Raw genomic sequence first — 18,090 nt, forward strand, 5'->3', positions numbered from 1 at the left:
CCTTCCCATACATAGAAGAGGGCGGCCCGGGAATGAATGTCCGGGCCGCACTTTTCTATCTATTCTGCATGAGTCTTAGCTCGTCTTTTCGGAGGGCTGTTGCGCGACTGTTGGCTGTGTCTGTTCCTGCGTGGGAGGCTGCGTGGGCGCGGGTGCTTTAGCAACCGTGACGGTGATCGTCGTCCCCTTAGATACAGTTCCAGTTGCGGAAAGACTCATCACCGTTCCCTCCGCATAGTCTGCGCTCTCTTCGGTTTCAACGTTGGTGTTGAGGCCCAGTTCCTGCAGGGTTTGTAGCACTTCGTCGCGGGGGCGTCCAACCAGGTCGGCGGGCACGGAAACGTTGCCAGATGCAACTAATAGCGTTACTGACTCGCCTTCACTGATTGTTGCTCCGGCTTCGGGATCGGTTTTAATAACCCGCCCTTTCTCTTGTGAAGGATCGTCAACAGTGACAACGTCAGATACTTGCAGTCCCTTTTGTTTTAGTTGATCTCGCGCCTGCTGTTGGGTTAGGCCGCTGACGTCGGGAACCGTAGTGTCTGCGGGGCCTGAAGACAGAACCACCTTCACGGTGGTGCCCTTATCTACAATTGTGCCGGCTTCCGGGTCGGAGGATATAACCGAGTTTTCAGGAATTTCAGAATTAGCTTCAGTGTTCGCAATGGCAAACTCTAACCCGGCTTCTTTAAGCGTTGCGATTGCCTGCTCTTGAGTTTGGCCCACAACGCTTGGGACCGGAACCTGTTCCACTTCGGGCTCTGCGGAGTTAGTGGCAAACCACCACACCAGAGCGCCGATCATGGCAAGTGCAACAACGATAAGTACGGCAATCGGCCAGCGTTTCTTCTTGGGTTCCTCCTCCAAAGTGTCGATCCGCGCCATCGTTTGCGTGTCATAGCCGGGCGCGGGAGGAGGCATGGTTGCCGTTGGCATCGTCGTGGTGGCTGGGGACATAACCTGCGTGGCGGGCGCCTGCCATGAGTCTGTTTCCGGAGCCATTACGAGGGCGCCGCGCGCCGCGCGCATCAGATCAGCGCGCATCTCTTCGGCCGAACTGTACCTGTCGTCACGGTTCTTCGCCATGGCCTTCATGACAACTCGGTCAATTGAGTCAGGTACGTCACTAGTAATGGAGGAGGGGGTAGGGGGAATCTCCGAAACGTGCTGGTAGGCTACCGCAACGGCCGAGTCTCCCTTGAAAGGAGGCTGTCCGGTGAGAAGTTCGAACAGGACGCAGCCCGTGGAATAAATATCGGAACGGGCGTCAACTGGATCGCCGTGCGCCTGCTCGGGGGAGAGGTATTGAGCGGTTCCCACTACGGCATTGGTTTGCGTCATCGTGGCTTGCGAGTCGGTGAGCGCCCGCGCGATGCCGAAGTCCATGACTTTGATCTTGCCGGTGTTCGTCAGCATGATGTTGCCCGGCTTTATGTCGCGGTGAACCAGGCCGTGCACATGTGAGTATTCGAGAGCGGACAGAACGCCAGAGATGATTTCTACGGCCTCGTCGATGGGCACCGGGGCTCCTCCAGCCAGGAGGTCGCGCACAGTGTGCCCTTCCACGTATTCCATGACGATGTAGGGCACGGATACGGTTGAGCCGTCGGGTGTTGTGACGTCTTCTTCGCCGGTGTCATATACCGCAACTATGTTTGGATGGTTCAAGGACGCGGCTGCTTGTGCTTCGCGGCGGAAGCGGGTTTGGAAAATGGAGTCGCGGGCAAGGTCGGTGCGAAGCATCTTGATTGCAACAACTCGAGACAGGCGGGTGTCGAAGCCAAGATGTACCTGTGCCATGCCTCCACGGCCGATCATCGACCGTACTTCGTAGCGTCCGGCTAAGCGGTGGGTATGGTTGTCAGCCATGCTTGAACCTCCGTTGATTTGTTATCTGCCAGAATACTTATAAGTTCCCCGTGGCTCGCCGTAGGACTTGCGGAATTCGTGTTTCCTTTGAAAGCCAAAGTGACTAGCAGAGTGACAATGAAAATGACAATTATGACAACTAGTAACTCTTGTATTATTAGGTGGTAAGGGGTTGCTGCGGCGTGCCTATAGGTATTGTTTCGAGCCGAGTAAGGCCGTGGTTTGTGAGCGCGTGGCGGCTGCGCAGGCAAGCTCTTTTGTGCGGCTGGTTCCACTGCTCCGGTACGTTGATCCGAGCGTTGTGCGGTGGACGCTGCGGATAGCCACTTCTTGGCATTGAATTTGCGAGGCGCGGCTCCTTCAGCACGCGTTTGCGCCGCGACGTCGGTCGCAGGATTCTTCTTGGGAATCGCGGTGGTGAAGCCGCTGCGATCATGTTCGAGTGCATCTGCTGACGCGTTGGGTAGAGACACCGGCTGCGGGCTGGTGGGGAGCCCCAGGGCGAGGGCGGCGCTAGAGAGCTGCTTCGCGAGCGTGGCACCATCTTTTGGTCGGTCTGATGGCTTCTTTTGGAGCAGACTCATGACGATTTGTTCCAGCGCTTTGGGAACGTCGTCAGGAAGTGGCGGGACTTCGTTGTTCACATGTGCAAAGGCAACGTCCACTTGGGTTTTGCCCATGAATGGGCGCTTTCCAGCGAGTGCTTCGTAGGCGATAACGCCGAGTGCATACAGGTCTCCGCTATGGGTGGCGGGCTCACCCATAGCTTGTTCGGGCGGCAGGTATTGCGCAGTTCCCATCACCATGCCGGCCTCCGTAATGGTTGCCTGGCCGGGCGTGGTGGAAATACCGAAGTCGGTGAGCTTAACCAAACCCTCGGGCGTGATGATGATGTTGGAAGGCTTGATGTCGCGGTGAACGATTTCGCGATCCTTAGCCGATTGAAGTACGTAAGCGGTCTGGATGAGGATGGGCAAAAGCTGATCGGGGGCAATGCGGTTGCCGCCGCGCAGGTACTCGTTGAAGGGCCGGCCCTCAACGTATTCCATGACGATCCAGCCGGTACCATCTTCTTCACCGTGGTCGAGGACGGCAGCAATATTGGGGTGTTGGATGCGCATGGCGTTTGTTGCTTCCATGCGGAGGCGTTGGAGGAAGGTGGCTTGGCCGGCGAGTTCCGGCTTGAGGATCTTTACCGCAATGTGACGTCCGGTTACCTTGTCGCGCGCGGTCCAAACTTCGCCCATACCGCCTGTGGCAACTTGGCGAACAAGCTTGTAGCGTCCACCCAGCATTTTCCCGCTGTAGTTACTCATTGGCGTCCTCGACTTCCAAGAGCTGGCGCACAACGGGCCCAGCGTCGGTGCCGCCGCCCACGTACGGGTTGATTTCATCACCTTGGATGGCAACGGCAATAACTATCGGGTTGTCTTTGGCAATGAAGCCAACGGACCAGGCGATGTTGTGGTCTCCCACTTCGGCCGTACCAGTTTTTGCAGCTACGGTGCGGCCCGGCAGGTACATGGTGCCGCCAGTGCCGTAGCGAGTGTCAACTACCGCAACCATCATCGTCCGCAACTGTGCGGCAACCTCGGGGGTGATGGGGGTGGCAAGGACTTCTGGCTTGATGGTGGTTTGCACTTCAAGATCGGCGTTTACTACCGAATCGATGAGGTAGGGCTTCATCTGTTGGCCGTCGTTTGCCACTGCGGCACCAATCATTGCGATTTGCAGAGGCGTGACCTGCACGTCGCTTTGTCCAATGGCGGCGAGGGCGGTTTGGGCCTGGTCTAGGCCCTCAGGGTACGCGGAGGGCGTGACCGGCAGAGGGATCGTGAGGTTTTGTTCGAAACCGAAGTCGAGGGCCTTTTGGCGCAGCTTGTCCGCACCAACGGTTACGCCGCCTTCGGCAAACGTGGTGTTGCACGAGCGGGCGAAGGCTTCGGTCAGAGTGGGGTTACCGTCACCGCATGCGAGTCCACTAATGTTGGGCAGGTCTGTTTCGGTGCCGGGCAGGCGGTATGAGGCTGGGCCTTTCACCTTCGAATCGGGTGTCAGACCCGATTCAAGCATTGCCGCAGCAGTGATCAGTTTGAACACCGAACCGGGTGCGTAGCGGTCAGCGGCAATGGCGCGGTTCTTCAGCGGCATCCCACTATCTGCGTCAAGCTCCTTGTAGTAGTCCAGCGCGGTTTCCCCGTCTGCGTCGGCCAGAATGTTGGGGTCGTAGGAGGGGGAGGAGTAGAGGGCGCGGATCGCGCCAGTCTTCGCCTCGATGGCAACAACTGCACCTTCGCGGCCTCCGAGGGCAGATTTGGCAGCTTCTTGGAGTGGTGCGTCGATGGTTAGATTGACACCGCCACCGCGCCGCTCCTGGCCGGTAAGGAGGTTTTGGAGGCGCTGAGTGAGAAGAGAAGGGGCGTCGCCTTCAAGAATGTCGTCCGCAGCGGATTCGAGGCCGCTGGATGAGCCAAGGTTAGTGGAGAACCAGCCGGTGAGGTGCGCGTAGAGGTCGCCCGCCGGATAGTTGCGGGTGTACCTGCGCGAGTCCGGTATTTTCACCGATTCAGCAATTGCGGCACCATTTACGATGATGGGCCCGCGGTCGCGCTCAGCGGCGTGCAGGATAGTACGCGAATTGCGCGCATCCGCGTTGAGCTCGGGCGCCTTGTAGAACTGAATGTATGTGGCTGCCAGCGCCAGCGAACACACCATCGCGAACAGGATGATGTACAGTTTGCGGATTTGGTTGTTCACTTCACGCCTCCCGCAAGCTCGCTAGGCATGGCAACGGGGGTTGGCGGCCGGCGGGACGCGTCAGAGATGCGTAGCAGGAGGGCCACGGATATCCAGGAGGCAACCATGGATGAGCCGCCTTGGGCGAGGAAGGGCGCGGTGAGGCCCGTCAGTGGAATGAGGCGGGTGATGCCGCCAAGCACCACGAACAGTTGCAGGCCGAGCGAGAAGCTGATGCCGGTGGCGAGGAGCTTGCCGAATCCGTCACGCACCCCGATGGCGGCGCGCAGTCCGCGCTCAATCAGGATCAGGTACATGAGCAGGATGGCCATGAGGCCGGTGAGGCCAAGCTCTTCGGCAAGGGAGGAGAGGATGAAGTCAGACTGCGCGAAGGGCACAAGTTGCGGGTATCCACGTCCCCATCCCGTGCCGAACAGGCCGCCTGATGCCATGCCGAACTGGCCTTGCACCACCTGGTGTGAGCCGCCGATGGCGTTGTAAATGTCGTTGTCGTACGCGTGTAGCCAGATGGTGATGCGCCGGCCCACGTGGGGGAATGCTTTTACCGCGAGGTAGGCGGCTGGCGTGAATAGTACGGCGCCGATGATTAGCCAGGAGACGCGGGCGGTGGCCACGTAGATCATGGCGATGAACAGGCCGAAGAATAGTAGCGAGGTGCCCAGGTCGCGTTGCAATACCAGTACGAGGACGGCTACGAGCCAGGTGAGCAGGATGGGGCCGAGGTCGCGGGCGCGGGGCAGGCGGATGCCGAGAAACTTTTTGCCGCCAACCGTGAGCATGTCACGGTTGGTGACGAGGTAGCCGGCAAAGAAGATGGCGAGCGTAATCTTTACGAACTCGGCTGGTTGAACGGAGAACGGTCCGATATAAATCCAGATGCGCGCGCCGAAATGTTCCTGTCCGAGCCCGGGAATGAGGGGCAGGATTAGTAGCACGATGGACAAAAACATTGCGATGTACGTGTAGCGGCGCAGGTTGCGGTGGTTGCGCACAAGGATCAGGACGGCGGCGGCGGCCGCCAATCCCACGGCCACGAAAATCAGCTGTTTCATGCCGACGATCGGGTATTGCGATTCGGGCGGCAGGTTTTCGTTTAGCGCCTTGTAGGACATATCGAGCCGGTAAATCATGGCCAGTCCGATGCCGGTCAGCCCAACAGCGATAGGCAGGATCACGGGGTCGGCGTGCGGGGCGAGCTTGCGCACTCCAAGGTATGCGACGGTTGAGAAGACAACGAGGATCACCACGTGCCACAGGATGTTGGCAGGAAGCTCGTCAGTTCGATTTAGAGAGGTAAGGGCGTAGCCGCCCAGTCCAGCGGCCGTGGACAGGACAAGCAGGAGCAGCTCTAGGAAGGGCCGCGATCTTGGTGGGGAGATCGTTACGGTTGCCATTAGCGCTCCTTAGCGGCAGCCGTGGTGGGCGCGCTGGTTGCAGACTCAGACGGTACGTTTGGGCCTGTTTCGCCGGTGGTCTCAGTTGTCGAGGTTGTCTTGGTTCTCTCAGCTGTGCGTTGCAAGGATTCGACGTATTGGTTGATTTCCTCCATCGAAGATCGCCGTACGGGCTCTTTCAGGCGCGTGCGTTCTACGGGGAGGAGGTCAGCGGCCTTAAGCTCAGTGAGTTCAACCGGATGAGACAACTCAAACGGTCCAACAGCCTGTGGTATACCTTGGAAAATGACAACTCTGTCATCTACTAGCTGCGCGTAATACTGGGTTTGTGACCAGACGTAGCCGCCCCACGCGCCCAGGATGACGAGGGCTGCAGCGATGAGGGCGAAGAAGGGTTTGACCCAAGACTTGGGTTTTGGGTCTTCAGTTTCTTCCTCGTCGGGCACGGTTTCGCGCGGCGCGAGGTTGGCGGCGCGCGCGGCGGCGCCCTCTCCTCCTCGGCTGGGGAGGTTGCGATCAACGGCGGCGGCGCCTACCACTTGGGGGGTTTGACCGTCGGTGGAGCCAGCGGGAACGATGTCGGCAATCACGCATGTGATGTTGTCCGGGCCGCCCCCTCGGAGGGCAAGATTGATTAGCTCTTCGGCACATTCGCCAGGATCTTCAATGCTGGAAAGCGTTTCGATGATGGTGTCGGCGGATACGACGCCGGATAGCCCGTCCGAGCACAGCAGCCACCGGTCTCCCACCATGGCTTCACGGACAGATTCGTCGGGGACAACGTCAGAGCCAGAGTCGCCAAGAATACGCAGCACGATGGAGCGCTGCGGGTGATTTTCGGCCTCTTCGGGCGTGATTTGCCCGGTTTGGATGAGGTATTGCACAAACGAGTGGTCGGTGGTGACCTGCGTCAGGTTACCGTCTCGAAGCACGTAGGCGCGCGAGTCACCAATGTGTACCATCGCGAGTTTTGACCCGGATCGCATGAGGGCAATGCAAGTGGTGCCAAGGCCTTTCAGTTTCGGGTCGTTTTGAGACCGTTCCACCAGTTCGGCGTGCGCGGCATTTAGAGCTTCACGTAGCAGGGGGAGCATTTGTTCAGCCGGGTGGTCGTCGGCGTCGAGGGGCGCAAAGTGGGCGACGGCCACGGATGATGCGATGTCTCCGCCCGCAGGCCCGCCCATGCCGTCGGCAAGTAGCAACAGGTGCGGCCCGGCGTATCCGGAGTCCTGGTTGTTTTTGCGCACGAGGCCCACGTCAGACCGGGCGGCAAAGCGGAAGTCAACTGCCATTAGCTCACCAACTCAAACGTGGTTCTACCAATGCGCACGTTAGCGCCGAACGTGAGGCGGTGGGGCCGGTCGATGCGCTCGTCGTCAACGAACGTGCCGTTTGTGGAGCCGAGGTCTTCAATCCACCAGCCTTCATCGTCCAGGTGGAGGCGGGCGTGGCGCGAAGACGCGTATTCGTCGTCAATCACCAGCGTGGAGGCGGGTGAGCGGCCGATGGTGATGTCCGCGTTCCCTAGCTTCATCGTGGTGCCCACCAGAGGGCCCCCCGTGATGAGGAGTTTGGTTGGCGTGGCTGGGGCCGCGCTGCGCTTGCGGCGGCGTTTAGATTCCGCGAGGTGTTTGTCAGCCTCTTTGCGGCCCGCGCCGCGCGGTGTGACTACGGTTCCGAAGATGTCTTGGCGTAGCAGGGAGACAGCTCCGAGCGCTACCGCCCAAAGCAGCAGGAGATAGAGGAGTCGGAGTAGCGTGAATGCTAGGTCAGATGCCATCTACGTATATTGCTCCTTTGCGGGAGATGTCCAAAACAGAATGCGCGTGCGTCCAATCACTAGCTGATTTCCGTCTACTAGCGTGGCGGCGTCTACCTTGTGTCCTTCGACGTAGAGGCCGTTTGTGGATCCCAGGTCGGAGGCAATCACGCCGTCGGGGGTCTTGCGTAGTTCGAGGTGACGGCGGGAGACTCCGGAGTCTGAAATGGTGATGTCGGCTTCGGTGCCGCGTCCGAGGATGGTGACAGGCTCAGTGAGGATCCAACGTTCCCCCTCAACGTCGATGATGGGGTTGGATTCGGTGGCAACTTGGCTGGTGGCGGGGGCAACGGCTCCGCGTTTGGTGCCGACCTCGATTTCGAGTTCGCCGGTGAGTTCTTCCGTGCCTTCCTCGATGCGCACGTCGATGGGGCCAACGAGAGCGAAGTTGTTCTCTTCGGCGTGTTCGCGCGCCGTGTTTTCCACTTCGGCGGCGAGCACGTCTATGCCTATTTCTTCGAATCGTTTCATGTCAGAGGGTGCGACGCGGACGGTGTATTGGTTGGGGGCGACGGCGCGATCTCGCGAGTATTCCTGTACGTGGTCGTCCATGGCACCCCGCACTGCGGAGCTGACGTCTACAGGCTTTAGTTCGGAGCGGAAGATCCGGGAGAAGGTGCCTTGCACGCCTTTTTCGATTGCTGATTCGAATCGGTCAAGAAACCGCATTGTCCACCCCCAATAGGTAGCTCTATGGTTCTGCTACGAGCTGCGGAATCTACGCTTGTACTTTGGCCATATTATAGCGATTGCGTGAGGCGGGCTGAATTTGCCTCAGTGGTTTTGATTTTATATGCTGATCTAGCTTTAGCCCGGGTGGCGGAATTGGTAGACGCGCACGGTTCAGGTCCGTGTGCCCTTGCGGGCATGGGGGTTCGACTCCCCCCTCGGGCACGATGGCTCAACTCCGGTTGAGCCTTTTTCGTATCCGAGGCTCGGCCTGCCGCTGCTACGATTCACGCGAAGCCTCCCTCCTGCAAACCGGTGTGTTCTGCGTCATACTGGAAGTGCCTCGATTGCATACGGATAGGTGAGGGACATGAGCGATCCGCTTGTTACTTGCAGGTTTCTTGGTGCGGCTGGAACCGTGACGGGATCGAAGTATCTGCTGGATATTGATGGCCGTAAGGTCCTGGTTGACGCGGGCATGTATCAGGGTGAGAAGAAATGGCGTGTAAAGAACTGGGAGCCGTTTTCGCCCAGCCCACAAACCATCACGGACATTTTGGTTACGCACGCTCACGCTGACCACGTGGCTTACCTGCCGGTGCTTGTGAAGCAAGGTTTTAGAGGCTCGATTTGGGCTACGAGGGCAACTATCAAGCTCGCTGAGATAGTCCTGCGCGATGCCGGCAACCTGCAGGTGAATGACGCGAAGGCAGCGAAAAAGGGCGGTTATTCCAAGCACGAGAATCCGTTGGCCCTCTTCACTCCAGAGGACGTGGAAAAGACGCTGCAGTATTTCCGCCCCGTTGAGTTTGATGTGGAAGTTGATTTTGGGGAGTTCTCCGCCCGCTGGGTGCCGGCCAGCCACATCCTCGGGTCAGCTTCGATTCTGATTGAGACGGAGGGCACGCGGATCCTCTTTTCCGGCGATCTGGGGCGCGAGAACCCGTACTTGCTGAAGCCGCGCGGGAAAACTCCGGCAGCGGATTGGGTGATTATGGAATCCACGTACGGTGACCGGCTCCACGAGGTTGCCGAGGTGCCGCACGAAGAGATGTCGCGCGCAATCCGTGACACCGCTGCGCGGGGCGGAAAAATCGTGATTCCTGCGTTTGCGATTCACCGCACGGAGTCTGTGCTCGCCCAACTGGTGTCGATGATGCGCGAGGGGCGAATCCCGGATCTGCCGGTGTTTGTGGACTCACCGATGGGCCTTCGCGCCCTAAGCGTGTACGAGGAGTTCGCGGACGAAGAGATGCGCAGCGGTATTGATAAGGAAGACTTCCTGGGCATTCCGAGGTTAAAACAGATGTTGAGCGTGGAGGAATCTAAGAGGATCAACGAGTTCAAAGGCTCGTGCATCATAGTGACCTCCTCAGGGATGTTGGTGGGTGGCCGCGTTCTGCACCACTTGCAAAGATTGCTACCAGACCCGAAGAACTGCCTGATTATCACGGGATACCAGGCTGTGGGCACGCGCGGTCGCAAAATCCTTGACGGCGCGGAATCGATCAAGATGCACGGCTGGTACGTGCCGGTTCGCGCTGAGGTTACCCAAGATCGTGAGTTCTCTGCGCACGCCGACCGAGACGAACTTTTGCGTTGGGTGGCACAGGTCGGTCAGGGCGATGATGGCGAGGCGGGGAAGGCCCCGCACGCGGTGTTCTTGACGCACGGTGAGCCACGGGCAGCCCAAGCGCTGGGTGAGCGGATCAAGCAGGAGCTGGGCTGGAATGTGGTTATCCCCCAGTTCGGCGAGGTGGTGAGATTGGCTCCAAACCCGGATTGGGTCAGGGATTAACGCAAGGTCAGGGGTGACGTGAGCCGCCTCCACGCCTGCGGCTAGTCGTGTCCGCGTAGCACGGCTTGTAGCCGAGGGTTTTGTAAGTACCCGTCTAAAACGTTGCGTGCCACGGCAACCGAGTCAACCAGTGGGTGGCTTGCAATCGCGTGCCAAGCGGCTGCCTCGTCGGATTCAAAGAATGCGCGTTCAATGATGGGCCAGTTCGTTTCAGCTGGCCAGATCATCCCGTTGGATCCGTGGGCAGACGCTTACAAGTGGCGCGATCGCTACTCTGACAGCATCCTTTCTTACTCCTCCTATTCGGCTGACGCCACGAAGTTTGGGGAGGGCGCACTGTACGGCTTGCCGCAGGTGGGCGAAGTTGTGGGTGTTTTCTACTCGCCGTCGCGGTTAGAAGAGCTGGGTTTGCAAGCCCCGAAAACGTGGGATGATTTCAACGCGCAGTTGAAGACCATTAAGGACGCGGGCAAGACCCCGCTCATGCTCGGCAATGTGGATAAGTGGCCGGCGTTCCACCTGTTCGGCGCGGTTCAGGCCGCTCACGTTCCGGCAGACCAGGTGCGCGAGCTTGGTTTTGGTAACGCGGGCGCCTCGTGGAAGTCAGACGAGAACGTTGCCGCAGCGAAGCAGTTGCAGGATTGGGCGCAGGCTGGCTATTTCAATGAGGGTTTCAACGGCGTGGATTACGACTCGGTCTGGCAGAGCTTTGCCAAGGGTGAGGGCGTTTACCTGATCGCTGGTTCTTGGCTCGCCCCGGATCTGATGGAGGCGATGGGTGACGACGTTGCGTTCATGGCCCCGCCCATGGCAGGCGATAAACCGGCAACAACTGGCGGCACGGGCTTGCCGTTTGTAATCACCTCCTCGGCAAAGGACGCGAACGTGGCTGCGGCATACATTGACTTCATCACGTCGGATGAGGCCATGCAGGTGCTTGCGGACACTGGCAATGTGCCGGTTAATAACGCCGCGAAGTATGCGGGTGGAACAAAGGGTGTTGTGGCAGATGTTTTGAACGTGTTCACAACCGTTTCCGAGCAGGGCGAGATTCTGCCGTACCTCGATTACGCAACTCCGACGTTTGACCAGACGCTTGGCGACGCGTTGCAGCAGTTGATGGCCGGGACGATCACTCCGGAGGCGTTCTTGGATGCGCTGGAGGCCGACTATTCCGGTTTCGCGAAGTAGGCACGTGTCTACGGTTTTTCCCGCTACGCGCGCAGGCTCTAAGACGGGGTCTGCGCGCGGGCGGGCTGTGAAGTTTACCCAGACGAAGCGGGGCAGTAATACGCTTGCTGCTCTGGCTTTGCTGGCTGTGCCTTTCGCCGTGTATGCGGCGTTTATGCTCTACCCGTTGATCCGCGTGTGCCAACTGTCTTTATATGAGTGGGATGGGCTGGGTTATTCAACGTTTGTGGGCTTTTCTAACTATGCGAAAACGTTTTCGGATCCGCGTTTATTAGCAGCGTTTTGGCACGCGCTGGTGTTGATTGTCTTTTATGCGGTGATCCCCCTGTGCGTGGGGCTGGTTTTGGCGTCTTTGTTGACGAGGTCGCGTGTGCGCGCCCTGGGATTTTTCCGCACGGTGGTGTTCTTGCCGCAGGTTATCGCGATGGTGGTGTTGGCGATCGCGTGGCGAGGTATTTACGCTCCGGATGGGCCAATAAACGGATTGTTGCGCGCGATTGGTTTGGGTTCGTGGGCGCGGGCGTGGCTGGGTGATTTCACGTTTGCTTTGCCGGCGGTGGGCTTGATCGGTTCGTGGGTGAGCCTGGGTCTGGTAACGGTGCTTTTAATGTCGGGCATGGCAACGATTCCGCGTGACTTGTACGAGGCGGCGATGCTTGATGGTGCGGGTAGGGTGCGCCAGTTTTTTGCTATTACGGTGCCGTCGGTTCGTGCGGAGATAATCGTGTCTTTGACTTTGACGATTGTGGCTGCTTTAAAGACGTTTGACCTGGTGTATGTGACCACCTCGGGAGGGCCGGGAAGTGCTACCACAGTGCCGTCTTACGAGGTTTACTATCAGGCGTTTCGGATTGGCGAGGTGGGGACGGCTTCGTCGTTGGCGGTAGTGCTAACGCTGGTGATTTTCTTGATCAATCTGGCGCTCAATCTGGTGGGGGAGCGTGAATGATGCGGCCTTCGCGCACGGAACAACTGATTAATTACGTGGTGCTCACGCTGTTTGCAGCCGGAGCGTTGCTCCCGATAGTGCGAATTTTGGTGCTGTCGTTGCAGCCGCAGTCTTTTGGTGGTGAGGGTGCACTCCATTTTGAGAACTACGCGGCGGCGTGGGAGCAGGGTAGGTTTTCGGTTTATATGCGCAACTCGATAGTGGTGGCGCTGCTGGTGGTGTCGGTGGCGCTGGTGTTGTCGATAGCGTCCGGTTACGTTCTGGGCGTGTTGCGCCCGCGTGGCGAGAAGATTCTTTTCTTCACTTTCTTGTTGGGAATCATGGTGCCGTCTGAGGCGATCGTGTTGCCACTGTTTTTCGATTTGAGGTCGCTGGGGCTCACGGACACGATTTGGGCAATCGCATTACCCCAGATTGCGCAGTCATTGGCGTTTGGTACGTTTTGGATGCGCGCGTTCTTTAGGAGTGTGGATAGGTCTTTGATTGAGGCCGCGCAGTTAGATGGGGCGGGAAATTTGCGGATTTTGCGCTCGGTGCTGGTGCCTATTGCCGTGCCTACGGTGGTGACGCAGGTGGTGCTGACGTTCATGTGGACGTGGAATGATTTCCTGATCCCCTTGGTCATGTCGCCTTCTGGCAAGATGCGCACCGCACCGTTGGGGTTGGCGTTCTTCCAGGGCCAGTACACGCAAGGATCTAGCCTGCTGGCCGCCGGCGCTGTATTGGTGGCTTTGCCAATGGTGATTCTCTACTTTGCCCTCCAACATCATTTCATGGCCGGTATAACGGATGGGGCGGTCAAGGGATAGACAATTTTGTTCCGCGTTTAGAACTCCTCGCTAGTTATTGGGATGGCCAAGCTTTGGCGCCGGTAAGCTTTCAATGTTTGGAGGATTAGTTATGCGTATTCCGCTTTCGGTTTTGGATTTGTCACCGGTCTCCGCTGGTTTGGGTAGGCGCCGGGCGTTGGATGATTCGCTCGAGTTGGCGCGTTTGGCGGAAAGTGCGGGGTATAAGCGATATTGGATGGCGGAACACCACGGTTCGCGTTTGTTCATGTCGTCGGCCACTTCGTTGCTTTTGGCCCGCGCGGCAGAGCACACGTCTGCGATCCGTTTGGGCGCTGGCGGCGTGATGTTACCTAACCACTCGCCGCTGATGGTTGCGGAGTATTACGGTACGCTCGCAACGATTTACGGTGACCGGTTTGATTTGGGGCTGGGTCGCGCGCCGGGAACAGACCCCGTGACGGCCTCAGCTCTGCGGCGCGGAAGTGGCCAGTTGAATGAATTCAGTGTTGACGTGGCCCAGCTGGTGCAATATTTTCAGCCGAGCTCGGTTGACGATTTTGGTCTTGCCGGAGCGGAGGCGGCGGCTCTGGGATTATCTCCAAACCCAGCTTCGATTCGCAATCGGATTTTGGCGATTCCCGGTGAGGGAACCAGGGTGCCGCTGTGGATGCTCGGGTCTTCGCTTGGCGGGGCCCAGGTGGCAGCTGCACTGGGTTTGCCTTTCAGTTTTGCCTCTCATTTCGCGCCCCAGAATTTGCGTAACGCGGCGGCTACGTACCGCGCAAACTTTAACGCGCAGGCGCCCACGGCGCAGGTGGATCGCCCGGTGTTCATGGCGGGCGTGAACGTGCTGGTTGCACCAACTCGGCAGGAGGCGAACTACCTGTTCACTTCTTACACGAATTGGAAGGATGGGCTCAGCAGGGGCAAGAACGCGCCGCTGGCGAAGCCCAACGCTGACTTGCAGTATGACGTTGCGCAGCGCGGCTTGAACACGACGGCCGTGGTGGGTTCTGCTGAAGATGTGGTGGAGTACCTAGATGGCTTCGTGGAGCAGTTCCGCGTTGACGAGTTGATTATTACCTCATATGCGTGGGATCCGCAGTTGCGGCGTCGTTCATACCAGCTTCTTGCTGACGCGTGGCTGGAGCGTGAGTGAGGTAGGGATGCCCACCCCGGCGCGCGGCGAGCTTGTGCGCGTGCGGCGCGAACATTCGGATGTGGCGCTGGCGGCGGTTGGCGCGGTTTCGGCGATGGCCGTTGGGTCTGCTCTTGGCGTGCCGTGGGAGCTTGCCGCTCCACCTGCGGACGAGCAGTGTTTAGATTTGCGAGGGCGTGGCGGCCAGTTTGATCCGGGCGAGTGGGGCGCAGACGTTCAGCTTGCCGTTTTGGGGCTGGAGGTGGCGGCGCAGGGCCCGTTGGGTTCGCGTGCGGCGTTGGATCAGTTAGCTGTGCGAGTGATGGCTTGGTATCGCTCGCATCCGGCGCAGGTGGCGCCGGGGTTGCAGTTGGTGTTGCAGTGGGCACGCCAACCTTCGCTGGCTCCGGCGCATTTGCGGGGCCAAATTGAGCGGGAACAGGGCGATCCTTTGACCGCTGCCAGGTTGGTGGCTTCGGCGAGTGCCCGCTGGGATAGTTTGCGTCCGCGCTCTCGCGTGGCTGGCAATGAGGTGTTTGCGCTGATGGTGCCTGTGGCGCTATCCACGGCGTTGGATGCGCGCGAGTGTACGCGCGTGAGTTTAGAGGTTGTGCGCATGGTAACGCCGGATCGGCGTGCGGCTTTGTTGGCTGCCTCGTACGCGCAGTTGTTGCGCGGGGCGCTCGCGGGGTTTACGCCGGCAAGGTCGTGGCAAGAATGTTTGGATTGGCGCGCGGCGGTGCAAGAGGTTTTGGATGGAATCCGCTCTTTGGGAGCAGAATGTCCCACTTTTGGCACTACCGGCGTGGCGGGCGAGGAAGAAGCGTTCTTACTGTCGATCCGCCCGGGCGATGATGCGGGCGCGGTGCTTGGGCTGGGCGCGGGTTTGGATGCGGTGTCGGTGATGGACCGCGTGTTGGCGGCTGTGCGCGTGGCCGAGTGGGAGCAGCGCCGTAACGCGCAGTTGAACCCGGTTTGGGTGGGGTTGAGCTCCGCGGTGCGCGCGGGTGGAGATACGGATACGGTGGCGGCTTTGGCGGGCGCGTTACTGGGCGCGGCAGCCGGGGTTGGCGCGGTGCCGGCGGATCTGGCCCGCCAGGTGTGGGGGTGGCCGGGGTTGGGTCAGGATGGTTTGCGCGATTTGGCGACTGTAGCGGTGTACGCAGGTCTGGCGGGTTAAAGCTCGGCTATCAGCGCGCGCACGGCTTGGGCGCTGATGCTCGCCGCAATTTCGCCGTCAATGTGGAAGTCTTGGTTGGCGGCGGGCCCGCACAGGTCAGAAACTGCCCGCACAGAAATGAACGGCACGCCGGCGCGGGCGCAAACTTGGGCGGCCGCCGTGGTTTCCATGTCGGCGCCGAGCGCGGCGGGGAAAACCTCGCGCATTTGTTCCACGTTTGCAGTGGTGATGAAGGCGTCGGAGGAGGTCACCTGGCCAAACCAAACCTTGCCTGCGTCTGCAAGGGTGAGGCGGGCTTTGTTTACCAGGCCCGGATCCGCAAGGTACTGCTCGGGCATGCCGGGTACCTGCCCGGGAGCGTAGCCGAAAGCGGTGGCGTCGGCCCGCGAGTAGGTGAACGCCGTACCCACCACAATGTCGCGCACACTTGTTTGCGCGCCCAGGCCACCCGTGGTGCCGCCGCACATGTATGCGCTCAAGTTATTTCCAAAAACCAGGTGTGCGCGCGCGGCTGCGCTCGCGGCGTTAGCTAGGCCAATACCGGCGGTGATAACGCAAAGTTGAAGCGGCCCGGCCTCGCCTTCAAAAACGCCTACACGCCAAGTTTGGCCGGCAATATCAACGCTCGGGCCAAAGCTGGTGAGGTTAAGGAGCGGCTCGGTTTCCATGTCCATGGCGGCCGCGATAGCAACCGTTTTAAGATCTGTGCTTGCGTGTAAATCTCGTAGGATGTGCATGTGCCCGCTTTCGCTGGTATTTCGTAAAACCTAATTTATCTCAAGGAACCCGATGGTTTTTGAACCTTCTGTAGTGCCTGCTCACGTGGATGGGTCAAGTCCCGCTGGCATGATCTCCGGTTTGATTGACGTTGAGGATTCGGTGCGGCCCCTATCGGTGTTCGACATGTTTCGCATTGGCGTGGGCCCCTCGTCTTCACACACGGTGGGGCCGATGCGGGCGGCGCAGGCGTTCGCGCAGGAGCTTTACGAGCTGGGCATGATGCCGCAGGTGGTGCGCGCGGAGCTTTTCGGTTCGCTGGGGGCCACGGGCCGAGGCCACTCCACTGACCGCGCGGTGTTGCTGGGCTTGGAGGGCTACATGCCGGACACGGTTCCGGCCGAGGCTGTCACGTCAATCTCGCAGCGCGTGGAAAGTACGGGCGTGGTCAGCTTGTTGGGTGGCTGGTGCGAGGCACGCATGGAGCCGATTGTGATGACTCCGTTCACCGTTTTGCCCTATCACGTGAACGCGCTGACGCTCACCGCGCAGCGTGATGGCAAGGAGTTTTCGCGCACCTACTATTCGGTTGGCGGCGGCTTTGTGATGGAAGACCTGTCCGCTGACCCACAGCAGCCAAGCGTGCGGGCGCTCGCAACGCCGCAGGCCGCCAAGCTACACGCCACCGCCGCACCATTTCCGTTCACCTCGGCCTCAGCTTTGTTGGAAATCTGTGCGCGTGAGGGTTTGTCAATTTCCGATGTGGTTCGTGCCAATGAGGAGGCCGCTCGCTCGCGCGAAGACGTGGACGCTTACCTCGATTTGGTGGCAAAAACCATGGAGGAATGTGTGGAGGCGGGGTGCAATACGGACGGCGTTCTGCCCGGTAGTTTGCGGGTGAAGCGGCGCGCGTCGAACCTGTTTAAGAGCCTGGGTGGGCGCAGTTCCGGCCCCGCGCAGGACGATAAGTGGGCGTGTAGTGAGGATGATCCGATGCGGGCGATGGACTGGGTGAACCTGTATGCGCTCGCGGTGAATGAGGAGAACGCGGCGGGTCACCGCGTGGTGACGGCTCCAACTAATGGGGCGGCGGGCGTGATCCCGGCGGCGCTGGGATACTTGTGGCATTTCACGCCGGAGGGCGGGGCGAACCGGTTGGACGCTACCCGCAAGTTCTTGCTGGCCGCTACTGCGATTGGATCGCTGATTAAAACGAACGCGTCAATTGCGGGCGCCGAGGTGGGTTGCCAGGGCGAGGTTGGTTCAGCTTCGGCAATGGCGGCGGCTGGTTTGGCGCAGGCGTTTGGGGGCACGGCTCCCCAAGTGGAGAATGCAGCGGAGATCGCGATGGAGCATTCGCTGGGCCTCACGTGTGACCCGGTTGCGGGCCTGGTGCAAATTCCATGTATTGAGCGCAACGCGATTGCGGCTGTGAAGGCGATTAATGCGGCGCGTATGGCCATGTGGGGCGATGGGCGCCACACGGTTCCGTTGGATGCGGCGATTGAGACGATGAGGCAGACGGGCCTGGACATGATGTCGAAGTATAAGGAGACGTCGGCTGGCGGCTTGGCGGTAAACGTCGTTGAGTGTTAGCGGGTGTGCGACACGCCCGGGCGCACTAATTCTCGACGCAATTTAACATCCGTCCACTCCACAGTTTCCACACCGTGTGAATATCTGTTGTCCACAGTTTCAACAAGCCCGGAACCGGGTTCAGCGATGCCCGGTGCAGGGCTCTCAAAATTTTTGTCCGCCCCCTGTTAGACCATTGTTTATAGCCGGTTTTAAACAGTGATGAACAGGGGGTGAGGCCGC

Annotated in this window: 15 protein-coding genes and 1 tRNA gene; 8 read left to right on the forward strand and 8 right to left on the reverse strand. The window is 59.6% G+C overall.

Features of this window, described 5'->3' with window-relative positions:
* Window positions 1-75: 75 nt before the first annotated feature.
* Genes pknB through HMPREF9238_RS05575 form a run of 7 tightly spaced genes read right to left on the reverse strand, consistent with a single transcriptional unit; the run spans window position 76 to window position 8,508 of the window.
* Complete coding sequence (gene pknB, locus HMPREF9238_RS05545; RefSeq protein ID WP_016444471.1) at window positions 76-1,869, reverse strand: Stk1 family PASTA domain-containing Ser/Thr kinase; 1,794 nt, start codon at window positions 1,867-1,869, stop codon at window positions 76-78.
* Window positions 1,842-3,185 carry a serine/threonine-protein kinase gene (locus tag HMPREF9238_RS08645; RefSeq protein ID WP_016444472.1) on the reverse strand — a complete coding sequence of 448 codons (1,344 nt, stop codon included), beginning with the start codon at window positions 3,183-3,185 and terminating at the stop codon, window positions 1,842-1,844. The genes pknB and HMPREF9238_RS08645 overlap by 28 nt, the downstream gene beginning before the upstream one ends.
* On the reverse strand, window positions 3,178-4,626 hold the full coding sequence (locus HMPREF9238_RS05555; protein ID WP_016444473.1) for a peptidoglycan D,D-transpeptidase FtsI family protein: 1,449 nt from the start codon (window positions 4,624-4,626) through the stop codon (window positions 3,178-3,180). Before HMPREF9238_RS05555 ends, HMPREF9238_RS08645 begins: the two co-directional genes overlap by 8 nt.
* On the reverse strand, window positions 4,623-6,020 hold the full coding sequence (locus tag HMPREF9238_RS05560) for an FtsW/RodA/SpoVE family cell cycle protein (protein WP_016444474.1): 1,398 nt from the start codon (window positions 6,018-6,020) through the stop codon (window positions 4,623-4,625). The genes HMPREF9238_RS05555 and HMPREF9238_RS05560 overlap by 4 nt, the downstream gene beginning before the upstream one ends.
* Window positions 6,020-7,312 (reverse strand): PP2C family protein-serine/threonine phosphatase, encoded by a 1,293-nt coding sequence (locus tag HMPREF9238_RS05565; protein WP_016444475.1) that lies wholly within the window; start codon window positions 7,310-7,312, stop codon window positions 6,020-6,022. Before HMPREF9238_RS05565 ends, HMPREF9238_RS05560 begins: the two co-directional genes overlap by 1 nt.
* Window positions 7,312-7,800: an FHA domain-containing protein FhaB/FipA gene (locus HMPREF9238_RS05570; protein WP_016444476.1), complete on the reverse strand. Its 489-nt coding sequence runs from the start codon at window positions 7,798-7,800 to the stop codon at window positions 7,312-7,314. Before HMPREF9238_RS05570 ends, HMPREF9238_RS05565 begins: the two co-directional genes overlap by 1 nt.
* The gene (locus HMPREF9238_RS05575) at window positions 7,801-8,508 is read right to left on the reverse strand and encodes an FHA domain-containing protein (RefSeq protein WP_016444477.1); all 708 of its coding nucleotides are present in this window, start codon (window positions 8,506-8,508) and stop codon (window positions 7,801-7,803) included.
* 141 nt (window positions 8,509-8,649) lie between these two features.
* Between HMPREF9238_RS05575 and HMPREF9238_RS05580 the strand changes: the two genes are divergently transcribed.
* The 7 genes from HMPREF9238_RS05580 (at window position 8,650) to HMPREF9238_RS05610 (ending at window position 15,555) form a co-directional block, all read left to right on the forward strand.
* Window positions 8,650-8,733 (forward strand) — tRNA-Leu (locus HMPREF9238_RS05580).
* Window positions 8,734-8,878: 145 nt separating this feature from the next.
* On the forward strand, window positions 8,879-10,306 hold the full coding sequence (locus HMPREF9238_RS05585) for an MBL fold metallo-hydrolase RNA specificity domain-containing protein (protein ID WP_016444478.1): 1,428 nt from the start codon (window positions 8,879-8,881) through the stop codon (window positions 10,304-10,306).
* A gap of 102 nt (window positions 10,307-10,408) precedes the next feature.
* The gene (locus HMPREF9238_RS05590; protein ID WP_232217606.1) at window positions 10,409-11,497 is read left to right on the forward strand and encodes an extracellular solute-binding protein; all 1,089 of its coding nucleotides are present in this window, start codon (window positions 10,409-10,411) and stop codon (window positions 11,495-11,497) included.
* Between the two features lie 4 nt (window positions 11,498-11,501).
* On the forward strand, window positions 11,502-12,446 hold the full coding sequence (locus HMPREF9238_RS05595) for a carbohydrate ABC transporter permease (RefSeq protein ID WP_198009476.1): 945 nt from the start codon (window positions 11,502-11,504) through the stop codon (window positions 12,444-12,446).
* Window positions 12,443-13,255, forward strand: coding sequence for a carbohydrate ABC transporter permease (locus HMPREF9238_RS05600; RefSeq protein WP_016444481.1), 813 nt, complete (start codon window positions 12,443-12,445; stop codon window positions 13,253-13,255). Before HMPREF9238_RS05595 ends, HMPREF9238_RS05600 begins: the two co-directional genes overlap by 4 nt.
* Before the next feature lie 91 nt (window positions 13,256-13,346).
* A complete protein-coding gene (locus HMPREF9238_RS05605; protein WP_016444482.1) occupies window positions 13,347-14,396 on the forward strand; it encodes an LLM class flavin-dependent oxidoreductase in 1,050 nt (349 codons plus the stop codon).
* Window positions 14,389-15,555: an ADP-ribosylglycohydrolase family protein gene (locus HMPREF9238_RS05610; protein WP_198009477.1), complete on the forward strand. Its 1,167-nt coding sequence runs from the start codon at window positions 14,389-14,391 to the stop codon at window positions 15,553-15,555. Before HMPREF9238_RS05605 ends, HMPREF9238_RS05610 begins: the two co-directional genes overlap by 8 nt.
* On the opposite strand, the gene mtnN is transcribed toward HMPREF9238_RS05610, so the two are convergent.
* Window positions 15,552-16,292, reverse strand: coding sequence for a 5'-methylthioadenosine/S-adenosylhomocysteine nucleosidase (mtnN, locus tag HMPREF9238_RS05615; protein ID WP_016444484.1), 741 nt, complete (start codon window positions 16,290-16,292; stop codon window positions 15,552-15,554). The two genes, HMPREF9238_RS05610 and mtnN, sit on opposite strands and share 4 nt — an antisense overlap.
* 52 nt (window positions 16,293-16,344) lie before the next feature.
* Here mtnN and HMPREF9238_RS05620 point away from each other — a divergent pair, with 52 nt between their 5' ends.
* Complete coding sequence (locus HMPREF9238_RS05620) at window positions 16,345-17,868, forward strand: L-serine ammonia-lyase (RefSeq protein ID WP_016444485.1); 1,524 nt, start codon at window positions 16,345-16,347, stop codon at window positions 17,866-17,868.
* Window positions 17,869-18,090: the final 222 nt, after the last annotated feature.

It is taken from the genome of Gleimia europaea ACS-120-V-Col10b (genome assembly GCF_000411155.1).
GTDB lineage: Bacteria > Actinomycetota > Actinomycetes > Actinomycetales > Actinomycetaceae > Gleimia > Gleimia europaea_B.